The organism is Candidatus Neomarinimicrobiota bacterium (assembly GCA_012964825.1).
Taxonomy (GTDB): domain Bacteria; phylum Fidelibacterota; class Marinisomatia; order Marinisomatales; family S15-B10; genus UBA2125.
On the sequence record DTTI01000055.1, the window covers coordinates 1 to 15,730 of the forward strand.

The 15,730-nt window shown below is 46.6% G+C and carries 16 protein-coding genes; 3 read left to right on the forward strand and 13 right to left on the reverse strand.

Features of this window, described 5'->3' with window-relative positions; genetic code table 11:
- A partial coding sequence (locus EYO21_05375; GenBank protein HIB03237.1) for a UPF0365 family protein occupies positions 1-919 on the reverse strand: 919 nt, incomplete at its 3' end.
- A gap of 8 nt (positions 920-927) precedes the next feature.
- Positions 928-2,334 carry a nodulation protein NfeD gene (locus EYO21_05380; GenBank protein ID HIB03238.1) on the reverse strand — a complete coding sequence of 469 codons (1,407 nt, stop codon included), beginning with the start codon at positions 2,332-2,334 and terminating at the stop codon, positions 928-930.
- A gap of 79 nt (positions 2,335-2,413) precedes the next feature.
- On the opposite strand from EYO21_05380, the gene EYO21_05385 reads away from it, so the two are divergent.
- Genes EYO21_05385 through EYO21_05395 form a run of 3 tightly spaced genes read left to right on the forward strand, consistent with a single transcriptional unit; the run spans position 2,414 to position 4,550 of the window.
- On the forward strand, positions 2,414-3,274 hold the full coding sequence (locus tag EYO21_05385) for a hypothetical protein (protein ID HIB03239.1): 861 nt from the start codon (positions 2,414-2,416) through the stop codon (positions 3,272-3,274).
- Positions 3,271-3,840, forward strand: coding sequence for a threonylcarbamoyl-AMP synthase (locus tag EYO21_05390; GenBank protein HIB03240.1), 570 nt, complete (start codon positions 3,271-3,273; stop codon positions 3,838-3,840). Before EYO21_05385 ends, EYO21_05390 begins: the two co-directional genes overlap by 4 nt.
- Positions 3,837-4,550, forward strand: a complete 714-nt coding sequence (locus EYO21_05395) for a DUF3108 domain-containing protein (protein ID HIB03241.1) — start codon at positions 3,837-3,839, stop codon at positions 4,548-4,550. The genes EYO21_05390 and EYO21_05395 overlap by 4 nt, the downstream gene beginning before the upstream one ends.
- On the opposite strand, the gene rseP is transcribed toward EYO21_05395, so the two are convergent.
- The 11 genes from rseP to EYO21_05450 form a co-directional block, all read right to left on the reverse strand.
- Positions 4,547-5,722 carry an RIP metalloprotease RseP gene (gene rseP, locus EYO21_05400; protein HIB03242.1) on the reverse strand — a complete coding sequence of 392 codons (1,176 nt, stop codon included), beginning with the start codon at positions 5,720-5,722 and terminating at the stop codon, positions 4,547-4,549. The genes EYO21_05395 and rseP overlap by 4 nt on opposite strands.
- Complete coding sequence (locus EYO21_05405) at positions 5,719-6,885, reverse strand: 1-deoxy-D-xylulose-5-phosphate reductoisomerase (protein ID HIB03243.1); 1,167 nt, start codon at positions 6,883-6,885, stop codon at positions 5,719-5,721. The genes rseP and EYO21_05405 overlap by 4 nt, the downstream gene beginning before the upstream one ends.
- Entirely contained in the window at positions 6,885-7,586 is a 702-nt protein-coding gene (locus tag EYO21_05410) for a hypothetical protein (GenBank protein HIB03244.1), read from the reverse strand. The genes EYO21_05405 and EYO21_05410 overlap by 1 nt, the downstream gene beginning before the upstream one ends.
- A gap of 19 nt (positions 7,587-7,605) precedes the next feature.
- Positions 7,606-8,367 (reverse strand): acyl-ACP--UDP-N-acetylglucosamine O-acyltransferase, encoded by a 762-nt coding sequence (lpxA, locus tag EYO21_05415; GenBank protein HIB03245.1) that lies wholly within the window; start codon positions 8,365-8,367, stop codon positions 7,606-7,608.
- A gap of 14 nt (positions 8,368-8,381) precedes the next feature.
- Positions 8,382-9,776, reverse strand: coding sequence for a bifunctional UDP-3-O-[3-hydroxymyristoyl] N-acetylglucosamine deacetylase/3-hydroxyacyl-ACP dehydratase (locus EYO21_05420; protein ID HIB03246.1), 1,395 nt, complete (start codon positions 9,774-9,776; stop codon positions 8,382-8,384).
- The gene (gene lpxD, locus EYO21_05425; protein ID HIB03247.1) at positions 9,769-10,791 is read right to left on the reverse strand and encodes a UDP-3-O-(3-hydroxymyristoyl)glucosamine N-acyltransferase; all 1,023 of its coding nucleotides are present in this window, start codon (positions 10,789-10,791) and stop codon (positions 9,769-9,771) included. Before lpxD ends, EYO21_05420 begins: the two co-directional genes overlap by 8 nt.
- The gene (locus EYO21_05430) at positions 10,788-11,339 is read right to left on the reverse strand and encodes an OmpH family outer membrane protein (protein HIB03248.1); all 552 of its coding nucleotides are present in this window, start codon (positions 11,337-11,339) and stop codon (positions 10,788-10,790) included. Before EYO21_05430 ends, lpxD begins: the two co-directional genes overlap by 4 nt.
- A 69-nt stretch (positions 11,340-11,408) precedes the next feature.
- Complete coding sequence (gene bamA / locus EYO21_05435; protein ID HIB03249.1) at positions 11,409-13,796, reverse strand: outer membrane protein assembly factor BamA; 2,388 nt, start codon at positions 13,794-13,796, stop codon at positions 11,409-11,411.
- Positions 13,793-14,557: an isoprenyl transferase gene (locus EYO21_05440; protein HIB03250.1), complete on the reverse strand. Its 765-nt coding sequence runs from the start codon at positions 14,555-14,557 to the stop codon at positions 13,793-13,795. Before EYO21_05440 ends, bamA begins: the two co-directional genes overlap by 4 nt.
- Positions 14,558-14,611: 54 nt before the next feature.
- A complete protein-coding gene (locus tag EYO21_05445) occupies positions 14,612-14,791 on the reverse strand; it encodes a hypothetical protein (GenBank protein HIB03251.1) in 180 nt (59 codons plus the stop codon).
- Between the two features lie 224 nt (positions 14,792-15,015).
- Entirely contained in the window at positions 15,016-15,720 is a 705-nt protein-coding gene (locus tag EYO21_05450; protein ID HIB03252.1) for a hypothetical protein, read from the reverse strand.
- Positions 15,721-15,730: the final 10 nt, after the last annotated feature.

Genomic DNA, 15,730 nt, shown 5'->3' on the forward strand with positions numbered 1-15,730 from the left:
TCATAGAGTAGTAATCCATGATACCGAGATTTCCTTCCCGAAATGCTTGAGCCATGGCTTTCGGCACTTGAGCTTCAGCCTCCACCACTTTGGCACGCATTTCAGCCACCCTGGCGGTCATCTCTTGTTCCTCTGCAACAGCCATGGCACGGCGCGTTTCAGCACGGGCTTGGGCAACTCTCAAGTCAGCCTCCGCTTGATCGGCCTGAAGATGAGCCCCCACATTCTTGCCCACATCCACATCGGCAATATCAATGCTGAGAATCTCGAAAGCAGTACCGGCATCAAGTCCCTTATCAAGAACAAATTTGGAGATGGAATCGGGATTTTCCAGAACAGTCTTGTAGGATTCCGATGAACCGATGGCACTCACAATACCTTCCCCTACTCGAGCAATGATTGTTTCGTCAGTAGCACCACCCACCAGACCGGGGATGTTTGTCCGGACCGTTACACGGGCCCTAGCCTTCACCTCAATACCATCCTTGGCCACCGCTGCCAGTGTCCCCTCTACAGGTGCATCAATAACTTTCGGATAAACAGATGTTTCTACAGCCTCCTTCACATCGCGCCCGGCGAGATCAATAGCGGTACAGGTGGAAAAGTCGAGTGGGATGAGAGCTTTATCAGCGGCGATGAGAGAAATGGTAACGTTGGTCACATTCCCGCCAGCAAGAAAATGTGTCTCCATCATCCCTGTAGAAATGGATTCAAGACCAGCTTTGTTAAGATTTATTATAGAATCTACAATTAAACGTGGCGGGATTTTTCGCAATCTCATCCTGATGAGATCAACGATGGTAATCTCTCCCAAACCCACAGATACAATAGCCTGTATCCACAGCCCGAGAGGTACAAAATAAAAGATAATTAGAAGCGCAAAGAGAATTACTCCCAGAAGAATGAATGGTCCGAACATGTTACCTCCTAGTCCTTATTATTAACTTTTCTGACAACGATGCGATTACCGTCCACTGACAAAATCTTCACGTCATCCCCATTTTCAACAAATTCTCCCTCTGTCACAACAAAGATCTTCTCTGCCCCTACCACTGCCCAGCCAGAGGGTCGCAGATCAGACGCGGCATTACCCATCTGACCAATTAAACCCTCCAAACCGATGGAGGTGCTGTAACCTTCTGAACTTTTTGCGGTCAACGGGAGAGTAATCTTTTTCCAGAACTCTGTCCTGATCAGAGCTCTTGCCAATAAGTAAACAGCGATAAAACCGCCAAAAAGCGATATGGTGAATCCCCAAGAAGCTGATGATATGTCGGTCTTAAGAGGATGATCGGGCAACAACATCATAAACAGACCGCCCATAATGGTTATTCCCCCCAAAACACCCACCAATCCAAACCCCGGTATCACCAGAACTTCTACCAAGATCAAAGCCACTCCCACACCGATGATCAGCAATTCAGTCATGTTCGCCAGTTCGGTCAGGAAGGTTGAGCCGAAGAAAAGGCTCAGGCATACGAGCCCCACCGTACCGGGGATTCCCCAACCCGGCGACTGGATCTCGAATAGAACCCCTAGGAAGCCCAGCGTCATAAGCAGAGAACTGACTGTTGGATCGGTAAGAAACCGGACCAGCTTTTCTGACCAGTTGACGGTGAGGTCCACCACCTCGGCATCAGACAAATCGAGCTTTTCCAGAACATCTTCAAAAGTTTCCGTTCTTTCGTCAGCAATACCGTACTTCAGAGCCTGAACGGTCGTCAGAGAAATCAGTTTCCCTTCTTTTCTGCCTTCAATATCGGTCACTTCAACGGAGTCCCCATCTATAACAAGATGAGTGAAACTGAGTTCTTCATCCACCATTCCCCGGGCAATCTCCGTGCTGCGGCCCCGGCTTTCGGCGGTGGAAGCCATCTCCTCCCTCATGTATGATATAACCTTTTCACTTCCCTTCTGCCCAGACATATCCACAGCGGTTGCGGCGCCGATGGTGCCTCCATCAGCCATGAAGATCTTTTCGCAGGAAAGAGAAATGAGGGCTCCGGCCGAGATGGCCCGCCGATTGATGAAGGCGACAGTAGTGATCTTTGAACTGAGAATAGCATCCTTGATCTGTGTAGCACCGTCGACCCGCCCGCCAAATGTATCCACATCAAAAATGATGGCGGCGGCCCCCTCCTTTTCCGCTTCCTCAATGGCCCGCTCGATGAACGGCGGCAAGCCTAGGTCAATAGTACTCTGAATGGGAACGCGATAAACAATCTGCGCTGAAACTGCTGATGTACAGATTAGTGCAAGGATACAGGAAAAAAAGCGGGAATTCATCTTCGTGAAATTACCCTCCACCTTCACCAATATCCAACGCTTTCGCATTTATTTGAAGGGATGCAGATCGTCGTGAAAGCACTTGGTTCGATGAGATGCCGCCAGATAAATTGACGCCGTTCGTCCTATGTCTCTCACCGACCAATTCACATATCATTCACTAAAGCTTTTCCACAGCTGGCTTAATCGCCTCGTTCACAGAGGACGTAACCGCGTTGGTGCAACAATCGGTTCTTTGGCTTTCAACAGGATTGCTATCCGTAAAGTCCATGCCCGACGCCATCTTAAATTGGCATTACCCAACAAATCTGATATCTTTATTGACCACAATCTCAGAGAGCTTCACAGGCACTACGGGCATATGTTCATCGATGCTCTATGCGGCACCAGGTTGGTCCAACATGGTAAGGTGGCAGTAGAAGGAAGAGAGCATTTGGATAGTGCTTATAGCGAAAGTAAGGGTGTTATCCTAATGGCGGGCCATTTCGGGAACTGGGAGCTTATTCCGCCGTGGCTGGCCGTGAACGGTTATCAGATGGTGACGGTGGCACAACGTCAGAAGAACCGAGGAGCTAACCGCTTTTTTGTGGAGTACCGGGAAAAGGCCGGAACATCTCCTGTGTATCCTGGGTCATCGGCTTCTAACATGATTTCCACTTTGCGAGCCGGTAAGATACTGATCCTGGCCTGTGACCAGAATGCCGGAAAACGCGGCGAGTTTGTTGATTTTTTCGGCCATCCAGCCTCTTCACCCCGGGGACCAGACATTTTCCACCAAAAAACAGGAGCACCCGTTATTGCCGCCTTTTGCCAGAGAGAACAAGACGGAAGTTATACAATCCGGTTTGATAAATTGCCGGACAGCAATGGTTCGGAATCGGTTATGGAACGTTTTACAGCACTTTTGGAAAAAGAGATTCGGCAAAGGCCAGAGCAGTATTTCTGGTTTCACCGACGGTGGAAGACGCCGCCGAGCGAGAAACCATGAAGCTCCTATCAATATTATCTCCAGACGCAATAACTGAGGCTACAGAAATATTAGCCTCCGGAGGTGTGGTCGTCTACCCCACCGATACGCTCTATGGCCTGGGTGCTGATGCATTGAATTCAGAAGCAGTTGAAAAGGTCTCGAAAATAAAGGGACGTCACGGCCCATGGAGCATCGCCGTGACCAATCTCGATATGCTAAAGGAATATTGCCAATTACCTGCCACGCATGAGGAATTCATCAACTCTCAGCTGCCAGGCGCTGTAACACTCATTTTGCCGGGAGCTTCCGACCGTCTCGCCAATAACATTGTGGCACCCGGAAGCACGGTGGGTGTTAGGATTCCTGATCACTCCGTCCCAGTTGAATTGGCAAAAGCCTTGAAAAAACCCATCACATCAACGAGTGTAAACAGAACAGGCAAGCCGCCTTTGAACGATCCCAAAACAATAAGGAAACAATTTTCCACTGAGATCGATCTCATTATCGACGCCGGAACTCTCCCCTCTTCTTCCGGTTCAACTATTTATGACCTTACAACAGAGAGCTTAAAAACAGTAAGATGAATAAATGGATCTTCATTCTTTCTACTCTCATTACGCTCCTTGCGGCACAGACAGAACATCCCTTTAAGAAAGGAGAAATACTCCTTTATGATGTCAGTCTGAACTTTTTTTCCGCCGGTACTGCTAGCCTAGAACTTGGTGATATCGAGGAATTCGGTGGTGCCTTTTCTTATCACATAACTTTCAGGATGAAAACAAACTCGATTTGGGATCAAATCTTTCCTATCCGGGATACGGTAGAGACGTGGATCGATTCGGACGGGCTTTTTACCCGCAAGCTGAAAAAGGTGATCAGAGAGCCAAGATACTCTCAGGACCTGCAAGCTGATTTTGATTATGATTCAGGTATCGTCACCACCAACAAAAAATCTCTGCCTATTTCATCTGAGATAAGAGACCCCTATTCATTCTTCTATTACCTACGAACAGTGCCACTTAAAATGGGCGATCTTTTTGATTTTACCATTTTTGACAATCACAAGTTTACTGATCTGAGTCTAATTGTCCACCGGAAGGAACAGATCGACGTCCCGGTGGGCAAGTTTGACTGCCTTGTGGTAGAACCTTTCAAAAAAGGACGCACGCTGTTCAAGAACAAAGGCGACATGAAAGTATGGCTCAGCAACGACAGTCGGCGCTTGCCAGTGAAGATTGTCTCAAAAGCGAAGTTTGGTTCTCTGGTGATGAAGCTTACCCGTTATTCACCTTAATTGGTGAAAATCCGGGTAATATCATTATAGATCACAAAAATAATTAGCAGAAGAAGAAATGCCATCCCCGCCTGCTGAATTATCATCCTCACCTTCAGTGGGAACTCTCGTCGAGTGATTGCTTCCAAAGTGACGAGCAGAATGTGTCCCCCATCAAGACCGGGAATTGGCAATATATTGATAAACGCCAGGTTAATACTGATAATGGCTGTAAACGACAGCAGTGCAATCATACCTGCGCGAGCTGACTGTCCCGCCAGCTGAGCAATAAGAATTGGACCGCCAATCTCCTTCATGGATGCCTCACCGGTAATGATCATTGTAAGGGATCTGACGATCATACCAAACCAATAACCTGTTTGCTCTATACCATTGACAAATGATTCTCCAAGACCGGCCTTTCGGATCTCGTAACCTCCGGCCACGCCCATAAGGCCCACCTCCTTCATTCCGTCCCCATCCGGAATGGGCCCTGTACGGGTTTTCAATACGACTGTCTGAGTCTGCAAATTACGCTCCCAGGTGACTGTTATCTCTTGATCAGGACTTGTATGAACAATCTCAGTTAGGTCAGTCCACTTGATGATCGGTTTACCTTCAACCGTGAGAATGCGATCTCCGGGCAAAAGTCCCGCTTTTTCAGCAGGAAAACCGGGAGAAATAGCCATAATAATGGGTTCGTCTGTTATCTCCGCCATGCCCGTATGCAGTGTTATTCCAGTAAAAAACACAATGGGCAAGATGATATTCATAATAATGCCGGCTGACATGAACCATATCTGCTGCAGACGGTTCTTGGAGTTCAATTCATCAGGGGCACCGGTGAGATCAACATCAAGACTTTCATCTACATAGCCTGCAACTTTTACGTAACCGCCCAGCGGCACCATTGCCAAACAGTACTCTGTGTCGGACACTTTGTTACGCGGAATTGAAAGGACCTTCTCAATGACAGGTTTCCACTCAAGTTTCCTGGCGTCAGTCCATTTGTAGAAAAATAGTTTGAATAGGAGACCTTCAGATGTAGGTGTAAATGAGATGAACCTGGGTGGATAACCAAGCGAAAAACGTTCAACTCTTACGCCGATGGAGCGTGCCGCCAGGAAGTGCCCTAGTTCATGGACAAAGATCAATATTCCTAAAACAAAAATCATTGCAAAAATTGTTGTCATACAGTTACAGCTTCCTTTGACTCTGATTCTACAAAACTCTTACCCCACCGTTCAAGTTCCACAAGATCATTCAGATCAGGATTTTCAATCCAATCATGCTCATTAAGTACTGATTCGTTGATTCTGGCAATCTGGGTGAATCCGATCTTGCCATCCAGAAAAAGTTTGACACTGTTGTCGTTTGCCACATTCAGCGCTGCAGTAGCTGTGCCGCTCTGCGAAAGTGCTTCATAAGCGAGACGGATGGAGGGAAACTTTGCCTGATCAGGCTTTTCAAAGGTGAGGTCTGACATGTTAGACGGATCGAAATCCACCCACCCAGCTTTAAGGCGATCAGGATAGGTCAACGCAAACTGGATAGGAATCTTCATGTCAGGTTGGCCCAATTGTGCCTTCACAGATCCATCAACAAATTCAACCATGCTGTGAACAATTGACTGAGGATGAATGACGATATCGATCTGTTCTTGTTCTAAACCGAAAAGCCAGTGAGCTTCAATCACCTCCAGACCTTTGTTCATCATGGTTGCGGAGTCGATAGTAATCTTCTTACCCATCTCCCAGTTAGGGTGATTGAGGGCCTCATCAACAGTAATGTCATAGAATTGGTTCAGAGGCTTTGTCCTGAACGGCCCACCGGAGCCGGTAAGAATCAGACGTTTGACATCAGAAATTTCCTCGCCCAATAGGCACTGCCAAATTGCGCTGTGTTCGCTGTCCACCGGAAAAAGGTTCGCTCCCGTTTTATCCATAATTCTCCGGATCAAACCACCAGCCATGACAAGGCTCTCCTTGTTGCTGAGTGCCACATCTACACCTACTTCTAGGGCTCTCACCGTGGGCTCCATACCGGTACTACCCACCAGCGCATTAAGGCAGATGTCTACATTGTTTCTAGAAGCGAGTTCGAGAAGTCCTTCACGACCGGTCAAGACTTTAATGGATGTCTGAGCTAAGCCTTCAATGACTGTTTTCGCACTATTTTCATCTGCAATGGTCACAACCTCAGGCTGAAAATTCAGTGCCTGCTCCATCAGCTTTTCGGCATTGCTGTGTGCAGAGAGGTACTTCACAGAGAAGTACCCGGTGTGATGCTCCACTACCTTAAGTGCATTCACACCAATTGAGCCTGTAGAACCCAATATTCCCACTGAACGTTCCATCAGTTTATTACTGTCCCTAAGCTTAACACAACACTTGCACTCTGCCCGCTCAAACTCACTTTCAGGCCGCTAATGAGTCCACCAAAAGGGTATTCAACTCCTCCCGAAAAAGTATTAGCCTGACCTTCCATTCTTTTCTTGAATTTGTTCCCGTCACCAAGGGGAGCTACATGTATATTCGCATTGTAAAAAGCTGAGCCTATACCATAGTGCAATAGAGCCTTTCCAAAATTTATCCTCCGGGACAGTGCCACACTAACTGTTTTGAAGGAGAAATCGTCAGCGCCCTCCAGATTGCGGCGGCTTACTTCAATGGACCATGGTTTGCTGTCTTCAGAATCACTGCCTGGTATCAATTCGGCAGCATAGCCCGACAGAATAATTACGTCTTCCCCCGCCATAAAGCCTGAAACCAGTCCCCCTAGCCAAAGGTTGGAAGAAACACGGTAGAGACCGGAGTAAAAAGGAAGGAAACCAGTTTTGTTCATTAGGGTATTATCATCAAAATCGACTGACACACTACCCGAGAAATTCATTGCAATCCGCCCGTGCTTTCCGTTACCGGTGAGAAGCTGGTGGCCGCTTTGAAGGAGAATCTGATGGAAGAATGGCTCTGCATTTACGGAGAATTGATCTCCTAACCACTCCCCAAGTGTGTAGTCCAGTTTTTGAGCTCGAACCCCTTGGGAAAGAACTAGCATCAGAAATGCGATTACGGACTTAGATAAGGCCGCGCTCGCTTTTTTGCACAAAAGAGATGATTTCCTGGATTTCGGGGCTTGAGGGGAAGGAATCAGCCATGGTCTTAAGAGCCTCATCACTATTTATTCCCGAGCGAAAAAGAAGCCTGTAAGCCTCTTTGATTTTCATCCTTGTGTCACCTGAAAAGCCCCTGCGTCGCAGACCGATGGCGTTAATTCCCGAAAATTTTAGCGGTTCGCCTGCAGCCATGATGTATGGCGGCACATCCTGCACGGCACGGTAACCGCCTCCAATCATTACATGGACACCAATCTTCGTAAACTGATGAACCAGTACCCCTCCCCCCAGAATGGCCCAGTCACCGATCTCCACGTGGCCACCCATATGGATAGCGTTGGCCATGATGACATTTTTGCCAATGGTGCAATCGTGTGCTACATGAACGTAAGCCATGAGATAGCTTTTGTTACCCACTGTAGTTTTGCCTAACGCTTTTGTGCCCCGGTTTACTGTAACGAACTCCCGGATGATAACATCATCACCCAAAATGGCGGTGCTCTCCTCACCCTCAAATTTCAAATCCTGCGGTATCTCTCCAATCACAGCTGAATGATAGATTTTGCATCTTTTGCCAACACGAGCACCTGATCGGAGATTCACATGGTTTCCGATCCAACAGTTTTCACCTACTTTAACATCAGCTTCGATGACAGTATAGGCGCCTATTTCCACACCATTGCCAATGGTCGCGGTGGAATCGACGACCGCGGTGGAATGAATCTTTGAAGGGACGGTTACTCCTTACGGTCGCCTATAGTTGTTATGAAGGTAGCTTCCGCAACTACCTGATCATCAACATAGGCGGTGCCCTGGAGTTTGCAGGTTCCCATTTTCAGCTTCAGAAGATCAACTTTGAAGAAGATCTGATCCCCAGGATAAACCTGACGGCGAAAACGAGATTTATCAATGCCGCTGAAATACATCAGCTTTTTCTCCGGCTCATCTGTTGTGTGCAGCAAAAGGAAACTGCCCGCTTGTGCCATTGCTTCAATGATCAGAACTCCCGGCATGACCGGCTGATTTGGGAAATGTCCCTGAAAAAACGGCTCGCTTACAGAAACATTTTTTATGGCGGTCAGTGATTCCCCCGGCTTCATTTCAAGAATCCTGTCGATTAGCAGAAAAGGATAGCGGTGCGGAAGTATCTTCTTAATAGCATTGATATCAAAAAGATAATCCGCTGATATCTGAGCGTTATATTTCTTCTGAAGTATTGTCTTTTCATATGCCTTTTTGATAGTTTTGACCATCTCCACATTCGCAGCGTGCCCCGGCCGTGCCGCAATGACATGACCTTTTATGGGCATTCCGAGGAGAGCAAGATCACCAATCACATCCAACGCCTTGTGACGAACAGGTTCATTCTCGAATCTCAGCTTAACACCGTGAAGAATACCGTTGGTACCGATTTGAATGTCTTCTTCTATGTTAAAAAGTGTCCGTAATCGATCAATTTCAGTATTGTCTATCTCTTTGTCAAGAATGACAATAGCGTTGTCCAGCCGGCCACCCTGAACCAGTCCGGCTTCTCTCAAGTCCTCAACCTCACTTAAGAAGCTGAATGTTCTCGCCGGCGCAATCTCCTTGGGGAAGTCAGCAATGGAATGTATGGTGAGATACTGAGTCCCAATCCAAGGGTATTTATAATCGATGATACATGTTAAACGATAACGATCTGAAGGAAGGACAGAAATGTCTGTCTTCTTCACTGGGTCATTGTAGGAAATCGCCTTATCGATCTCAAGATATTCTCTATCGTGCTTCTGTTCAATGATCCCTGCTTTTTGGAGAACCTCAACAAAATCCTTTGAACTGCCATCCATGACCGGCGGCTCCTTGTTGGTCAGTTCTATAAGCACATTGTCGATCTCAAGTCCCACCAGTGTCGCCAATACGTGCTCTACAGTATGGATACGAGTGCCGTTCTGAGCCAGTGTGGTACCGCGAGAAATATCAACTACATTATCGATGACGGCCTTTATTTCAGGACACCCCTCCACATCCGTTCTTACGAAACGGATGCCTGTATTTTCGGGACTGGGTTTAAAAGTGATGGTACTGTCAACCCCGGTGTGAAGACCGATACCGGAACAGGAGACAGATTTTTTTATGGTCCTTTGTTTAACCATTTTTCTCAAGCTGGGCTAATCGTTTTCCCAAATCCTTTACCTGTTCTGCCATTTCCGGTAATCTGCTTAACAGTGCATCCTGCCTATTTTTTTCAGATATTTTTCGGGCTGGCATACCGGCATAAGTTTCATTACCAGGAAGTGATTTGGTAACCCCACTTTTGGCCGCAAGCTGGGCATGACTACCAACCTCCAAATGGCCGGCGACGCTAGCTTTACCCCCAAAAGCTACATAGTCACCTATTATCGAACTACCCGCTACAGCAGTCTGTGCTGTGAGCAGACACCCTTTACCAATTTTTACATTGTGAGCAATATGCACAAGGTTGTCTAGCTTAGAGCCTTCACCGATTATAGTATTGCCTATGGTGCCCCTATCGATGGTACAGTTTCCACCAATTTCTACATTATCCCCGATTTCAACGCCTCCGATTTGTGGAATCTTCAAATGAACACCACCTTCTGTGGCAAATCCATAACCGTCACATCCGATAACCGTTCCACTATGAATCAGGACGTCTGCCCCAATCTTACACCTCTCATAGATAGCGACCAAAGATTTCAGCTCACTGCCTCCGGCTATGGACGAACCGGTCCCAACCGTGCACTGGGAACCTATCAGAACATCATCGCCTATCTGAACATTCTGTTCAATGACAGTAAACGGCCCGATACCCACATTCTTTCCTATGATAGCCAAATCGTCAATCATTGCCGTCTCGTGAATACCGGAAGTATTGTCCCCTTTGGGAGCAAAATGATCCAAAATCTTAGAAAAAGCAACGGTAGGATTGTCAGAAAGTATCCCGTTCATATTGTCCAATTTATCATCTTTTCCCGTGAGGACGGCTGATGCTTCAGTTGTCTTCAGATATTGCCTGTATTTTGAAAGGTTAAGAAAAGTGATAGTACCAGAAACCCCATTCTTTACTTCGGAAACACCGGTAATTTCAAGGTCAGGGTCCCCCACCAGCTCCCCATCGACCAGCAAAGATAATTCTTTGAGCTTGGTCAAGGATTGTTATTTGATTCTTCATCACTAATCTTGCGGAGTTCGTAGAGAACGTCATCAGTGAGATTGTGTGTCGGCTTTCCATAAAGAAGGCTGACCGAATCAAGGATGTAGTCAAATCCTTTGTCAATTGCCACCTTGTTAACTGCTCTCTGAACCTTCTGAATGATCTCAGTCTCCAGCTGTAGTTGCCGCCTGTAGAGCTCACCCTCCGGACCAACTTTTTGTGTCTGGAAATCTTTGACCTGTTGCTCCAGCAACAAAATTTCATTCTCCTTCTCTCTCCGCCGGTCAGGTGAACTCATGAGCCTTTGCGTCTCATAAGATGTCTTCAGACTGTCAAGCCTTGCTGTCATGGTCTGAAACTCAAACTGCACTTTCCTGTATTCCAGCTGTAGCTGACTTTCAGCCTCTTTGAACTCGTCATACTCACCACGAATACGCTCAGACTGGACAAAGCCCACCTGCAGCTGTGCAAACATGACAGCAGGAAAAAGGAACAGAATTCCACCGGCAAATAATCTTTTTAAGGATTTCACATTGACCTCCATATTCTGTAAAGATTCTTTAATAAACCAAACCGCCTGTAGGCAATTTGGCGAATTTAAGCAATCTTAGTTCTAAAATGGCATCCCAAAGAGGACGTGAAAACGCCACCCTTCTGGACTCTTTTCAGTCATGGGGATGTCATCGAAACCGTACCCCATATCGAAACCGAGCATACCAAGCATTGGCATGAACATCCGAATGCCGAAACCGGCGGAACGTTTCAGATCAAACGGATCGGTCTCGCCAAAATTGAGCCAGTTGTTACCCATCTCAGCAAATATGAGACCATAGACTGTAGGATTGTCCGAAAAAGGAAATCTCAGTTCGGTAAGATATTTCATCATAACACGGCCGCCAATAGGATATCGCTTGTAAGGCCCTACCGTATTGTCCTGATATCCACGGAGTAAAGTACCGTAAGGAATACCGCTGCCGCCCATAATAAACTTCTCATCGATGGGAATAATTGTTGTCTCTGTGTGCCGCGAGTTGAGTGCCTTAATGGCACCAATCTGCCAAGAGCTGACGATGGCCGCCTTCCAGAACGGGTTGGTAAACCAGTCAAACTTCAAAGTGTGCTTGTGAAAATTTTCGTGGATAGGAAGCAGTTTTGAACTCAACGGTCCTCCCGACAGTGTAGACGTCCATGCAAAGCTTGAACCTCTTGAAGGAAACTCAGGATGGTTTCGGCTGTCCCTCGTTAAAGTCTGGGAGATACTCAATCCAACACTGTTGCTGACTCCAAGCAGACCGTACTCGATTAAGTCTTCCTCATTACCTTTATAGGTCTTCTGAGAAGCACTGATTGTCCAAAACGCGCGGAAGTAATTGTCCGGCCACTTTAGTCTTGTACCTGTCCTGAAACTGGCACCCAGCATCTCACGATCAAACGGTATACTGAAATAGTACCGGTTCTGTCCTCTAAGATAATAGAAAACAGAAAAGCCAAGCAAGATTGGACGGTCATTCACCATTGGATCGGTGAAACTGAAAGAGAGGCTTTTGTATTGGGAAGCTTGATAGCCACCTAAACCATATCCAAGAGATCGTTGCATGCTTCCCTGGACACCCTGACTCAAATTCACGGCGAGTTGCTGCCCTTTGCCACGGAAATTATTGATCTGGATGCCGGTACCACCCATAAGGCCGAACTCCGCCGAATAACCAATATTTGCGTTGGCCTGATCAGAAGACTTTTCTTCCACACTAACTAGAATGTCGATTTCATCTTCATCCACCGGTACCACATCAGGTCTAACATCGGCAAAATAATTGAGGATAAAGACTTCTCTGGCGCTTCGCATTAATAATTCTCTGTTGAAGACTTCACCCGGAATCACCTTCATTTCCCGCCGGATCACGTTTTCTCTTGTCCGGTCGTTTCCGGTAATTTGAAGTCTTCTCACAGAAACCTGGTGGTTTTCCGTGATTGAAAAATGGACATCAAGGGAATCCTCTTCCACAGGTGTAAAGATAGGGTTAATAGCGCTATAAATGTATCCTCGGTCCATATAGAGAGAGTGAACCCTCTCGTTCACACCCTTTTCAAATTCCTCCACATTGTACATGTCTCCTTTCTTTATATCCAGAGCATAATCCAACGCTTCAGTTTCATAAAGGTCATTACCTTCCCATGTGAAATTTCTGAAATAGTATTTATTCCCCTCGTGAATCCAGAAATCGATGTTCATTTTCTTCCCATTTTCTGAGTAGGATATTGAATCAGCCAGAATCCGAAAATCCTTATATCCGTTTGTCTGATAAAATTTGGCCAGGAGGCCCTTGTCTTCCCTAAACTTGTCCTTGTCAAAGTTCGACCGCCAAAACATATACCACTTCTGAATCTTGGTATCTTTCAACTCCTTGCGAAGTTTCCTGTCTTTAAATGCCTCATTGTTGTGAAACCGTATGTCCCCGATCTTCACCTTATTTTTTATCTTAATATTGAAAGTGAGATCCCTCACGTTATCTATGGCGCCTTCGGAAAGGGATGCATCAATTTCAGGATGAAGGTATCCGTCCTCAGCCAGTAGTTTCCTAATCAACTCCTCAGATTCCTTGAGCAAATGCGGTCGAATTCTCTGGCCCTTTTTCAGATCAAGTTCTTCTTCGATTTCTCTCCGCTTTTTCTTATCCCCTTTGAAACTAACCTCACCTAAAATTGGTGCCTCTTCAACAATGATTGTAATATACAGTCCTTCCTGTGCCTCTTTATCCAGACGTATCTGGATATCTGAAAAGAAACCGGTGGCCCACAGTTTTTTAACAGATTTTCCGAAATCGCCCGGGACGAACTCTTTCCCTTCCACAATTCCCGAAGTGTATTTGACCACGGTGGCTGTTGTGATGTTGTTACCCTCAACTTCCACACCGGCAATCTTCATGGGCGTCAGACCCTGACTTGAGAGAATAGAAGCCAGTGAAAGAATGACCACCAGAGTGATAAGTCTGAATTTCATTCTTTTGCTCCGGACAGTTGTTCAGATACTTTCCCGAAACGGCGTTCTCTGGATTGGAAATCTAAGATCGCTTCATACAACTCTTTCCTGCGGAAAGCAGGCCAAAGCGTGGGCGTGATAATTATCTCAGAATAGGCCATTTGCCACAAAAGAAAATTACTAATCCTCAATTCACCACTGGTCCTGATTACCATATCAGGGTCTGGGATCCCCTCGGTGTAAAGGTATTTTTCGAAAACCTGTTCCGTCAATTCAAAAGAATCCAATCCGTTTTGATGTTCCTGGAAAAATCTGTTAACAGCATCAAGGATTTCAGTCCTGCCGCCGTAGTTCAGTGCTAGCACCAAGTTTAAACCACTGTTTTCGGCGGTCCGTCTGATTCCTTCTTCCATCTCAACTCGCGGCTTTTCCGGAAGTTCCTCCAGTCTGCCAATGACATGGAGGCGAACATTGTTATCCATTAATTCATCAATCTCACGTCGGATCGTCTCAACTAAAAGGTTCATGAGAGCGGAAACTTCCATCCTGGGGCGGAGCCAGTTTTCCTGAGAAAAGGTATAGAGCGTGAGATAACCGATTCCCATCTCACCGCATGCTCGGGTAATCTCCCTTACAGAATTGATCCCCTCCTTGTGCCCGGCGATCCTCGGGAATTTACGGTTCCGGGCCCAACGGCCGTTGCCGTCCATTATTATTGCAATGTGGCGAGGAAGGTTGTCTGCTGATTCTACCTGGCTTTTCAGTTCTTCCTCTGTATTCATTTCTGTCATTAGCTTGGAAAGTTACTCCGCGAAAATCCGATTTTCAAGCTGACCTCAATTTTCATAAAGTTCGCCGAAGTGATGATCGAACAGTTCCACTCCTTCCGGTATTGTGCCAAAACCGCGGAACTCGGTGCCGCACTTGTAGCAGACCATCAATTCTGCAACCCGACGGTAGAGAATCAAGTCCGCTAGCAGAACAACAACGAGGCTGAGTCCATATGTGAACGGCACAAAGAGTGCGCCCACAATGATAATCAGGCATCCCAGAAGCTGATTGAAATCTTTCCGGCGGTAAAATTGGTTGCAATCACAGTGAGGGCAAACATCGAAAGGCCATTTTTCAGCTGAAACTTGAATAGTCTCATTTCCGCAACCCGGGCAAATGATCTCTTTCCCATTGGCATTTCCACTATAGTATTTCCCGCATTTTCCGCACTCTTTGGAAACTGACACCATTAGAGAAATAGTGCATACTGAATTGAATAGAATCTGTAGAAAAGATCACCCATAATTACAGATACAACCAGAACGTAAAGCAATCCTGTAGCAGACTGAGTGGAATGGATGGCAACCGTCCGGAGGGTAAGGAATGAAAGGGCCAGCGGCAGGAGAGTACCGAAGAAAATTGCACACCAGAGGAAAATCCCCTCTAACGTCCAGAGAAACTCCGTGAGTGGCATTTCAAATCTACTGATACTCACGGACTGTGAAAAGAGGGCGAAGACATTCCACACCGCTCTCAAGGACAAGAAAACCAAAATAGACCTTGTGGCAGACCGAAGCAGAGAGATTGGAAGATTTACCACATTCAGATACCAGTGTCCAAGGATCATGGCAAACAATGAACCGGAAAGGATCAAACCATCCAAGATCAATACCAGAATGGAGATCAGATCTCCGGTGATTAAATGCCCTGTAATCCGAGCTATAAACACAGAACCAAGCAGTGACGGAATAGTCACCACCCAGCTTTCAGCCCTGCGCCGCCTCCAGAAAAAGAGCGTGACGGCAAAAAGAGAGATTAGCCAGGCAAACCCAACCGCCATGAGAGTCCGCTCCAACTCTAACGAGAGTGTGAGCAGAATACCCCCGGCCGCTGCTGAAAGTGCCAGACCTAGAACAAATCTATGAATGTTGACTTCTCGTTGCTCTCTATCCACGATCCACAGA

Bases quoted from the DNA above. Each gene is read 5' to 3' on its own strand.
- EYO21_05410 (HIB03244.1), bottom strand. From the start codon at position 7,586: ATGCTAGTTCTTTCCCAAGGGGTTCGAGCTCAAAAACTGGACTACACA.
- EYO21_05380 (HIB03238.1), bottom strand. From the start codon at position 2,334: ATGCGAAAGCGTTGGATATTGGTGAAGGTGGAGGGTAATTTCACGAAG.
- EYO21_05420 (HIB03246.1), bottom strand. From the start codon at position 9,776: ATGGTTAAACAAAGGACCATAAAAAAATCTGTCTCCTGTTCCGGTATC.
- EYO21_05390 (HIB03240.1), top strand. From the start codon at position 3,271: ATGAAGCTCCTATCAATATTATCTCCAGACGCAATAACTGAGGCTACA.
- bamA (HIB03249.1), bottom strand. From the start codon at position 13,796: ATGAAATTCAGACTTATCACTCTGGTGGTCATTCTTTCACTGGCTTCT.
- EYO21_05385 (HIB03239.1), top strand. From the start codon at position 2,414: ATGTCTCTCACCGACCAATTCACATATCATTCACTAAAGCTTTTCCAC.
- rseP (HIB03242.1), bottom strand. From the start codon at position 5,722: ATGACAACAATTTTTGCAATGATTTTTGTTTTAGGAATATTGATCTTT.
- EYO21_05405 (HIB03243.1), bottom strand. From the start codon at position 6,885: ATGGAACGTTCAGTGGGAATATTGGGTTCTACAGGCTCAATTGGTGTG.
- EYO21_05430 (HIB03248.1), bottom strand. From the start codon at position 11,339: ATGGAGGTCAATGTGAAATCCTTAAAAAGATTATTTGCCGGTGGAATT.
- EYO21_05440 (HIB03250.1), bottom strand. From the start codon at position 14,557: ATGAATACAGAGGAAGAACTGAAAAGCCAGGTAGAATCAGCAGACAAC.
- EYO21_05395 (HIB03241.1), top strand. From the start codon at position 3,837: ATGAATAAATGGATCTTCATTCTTTCTACTCTCATTACGCTCCTTGCG.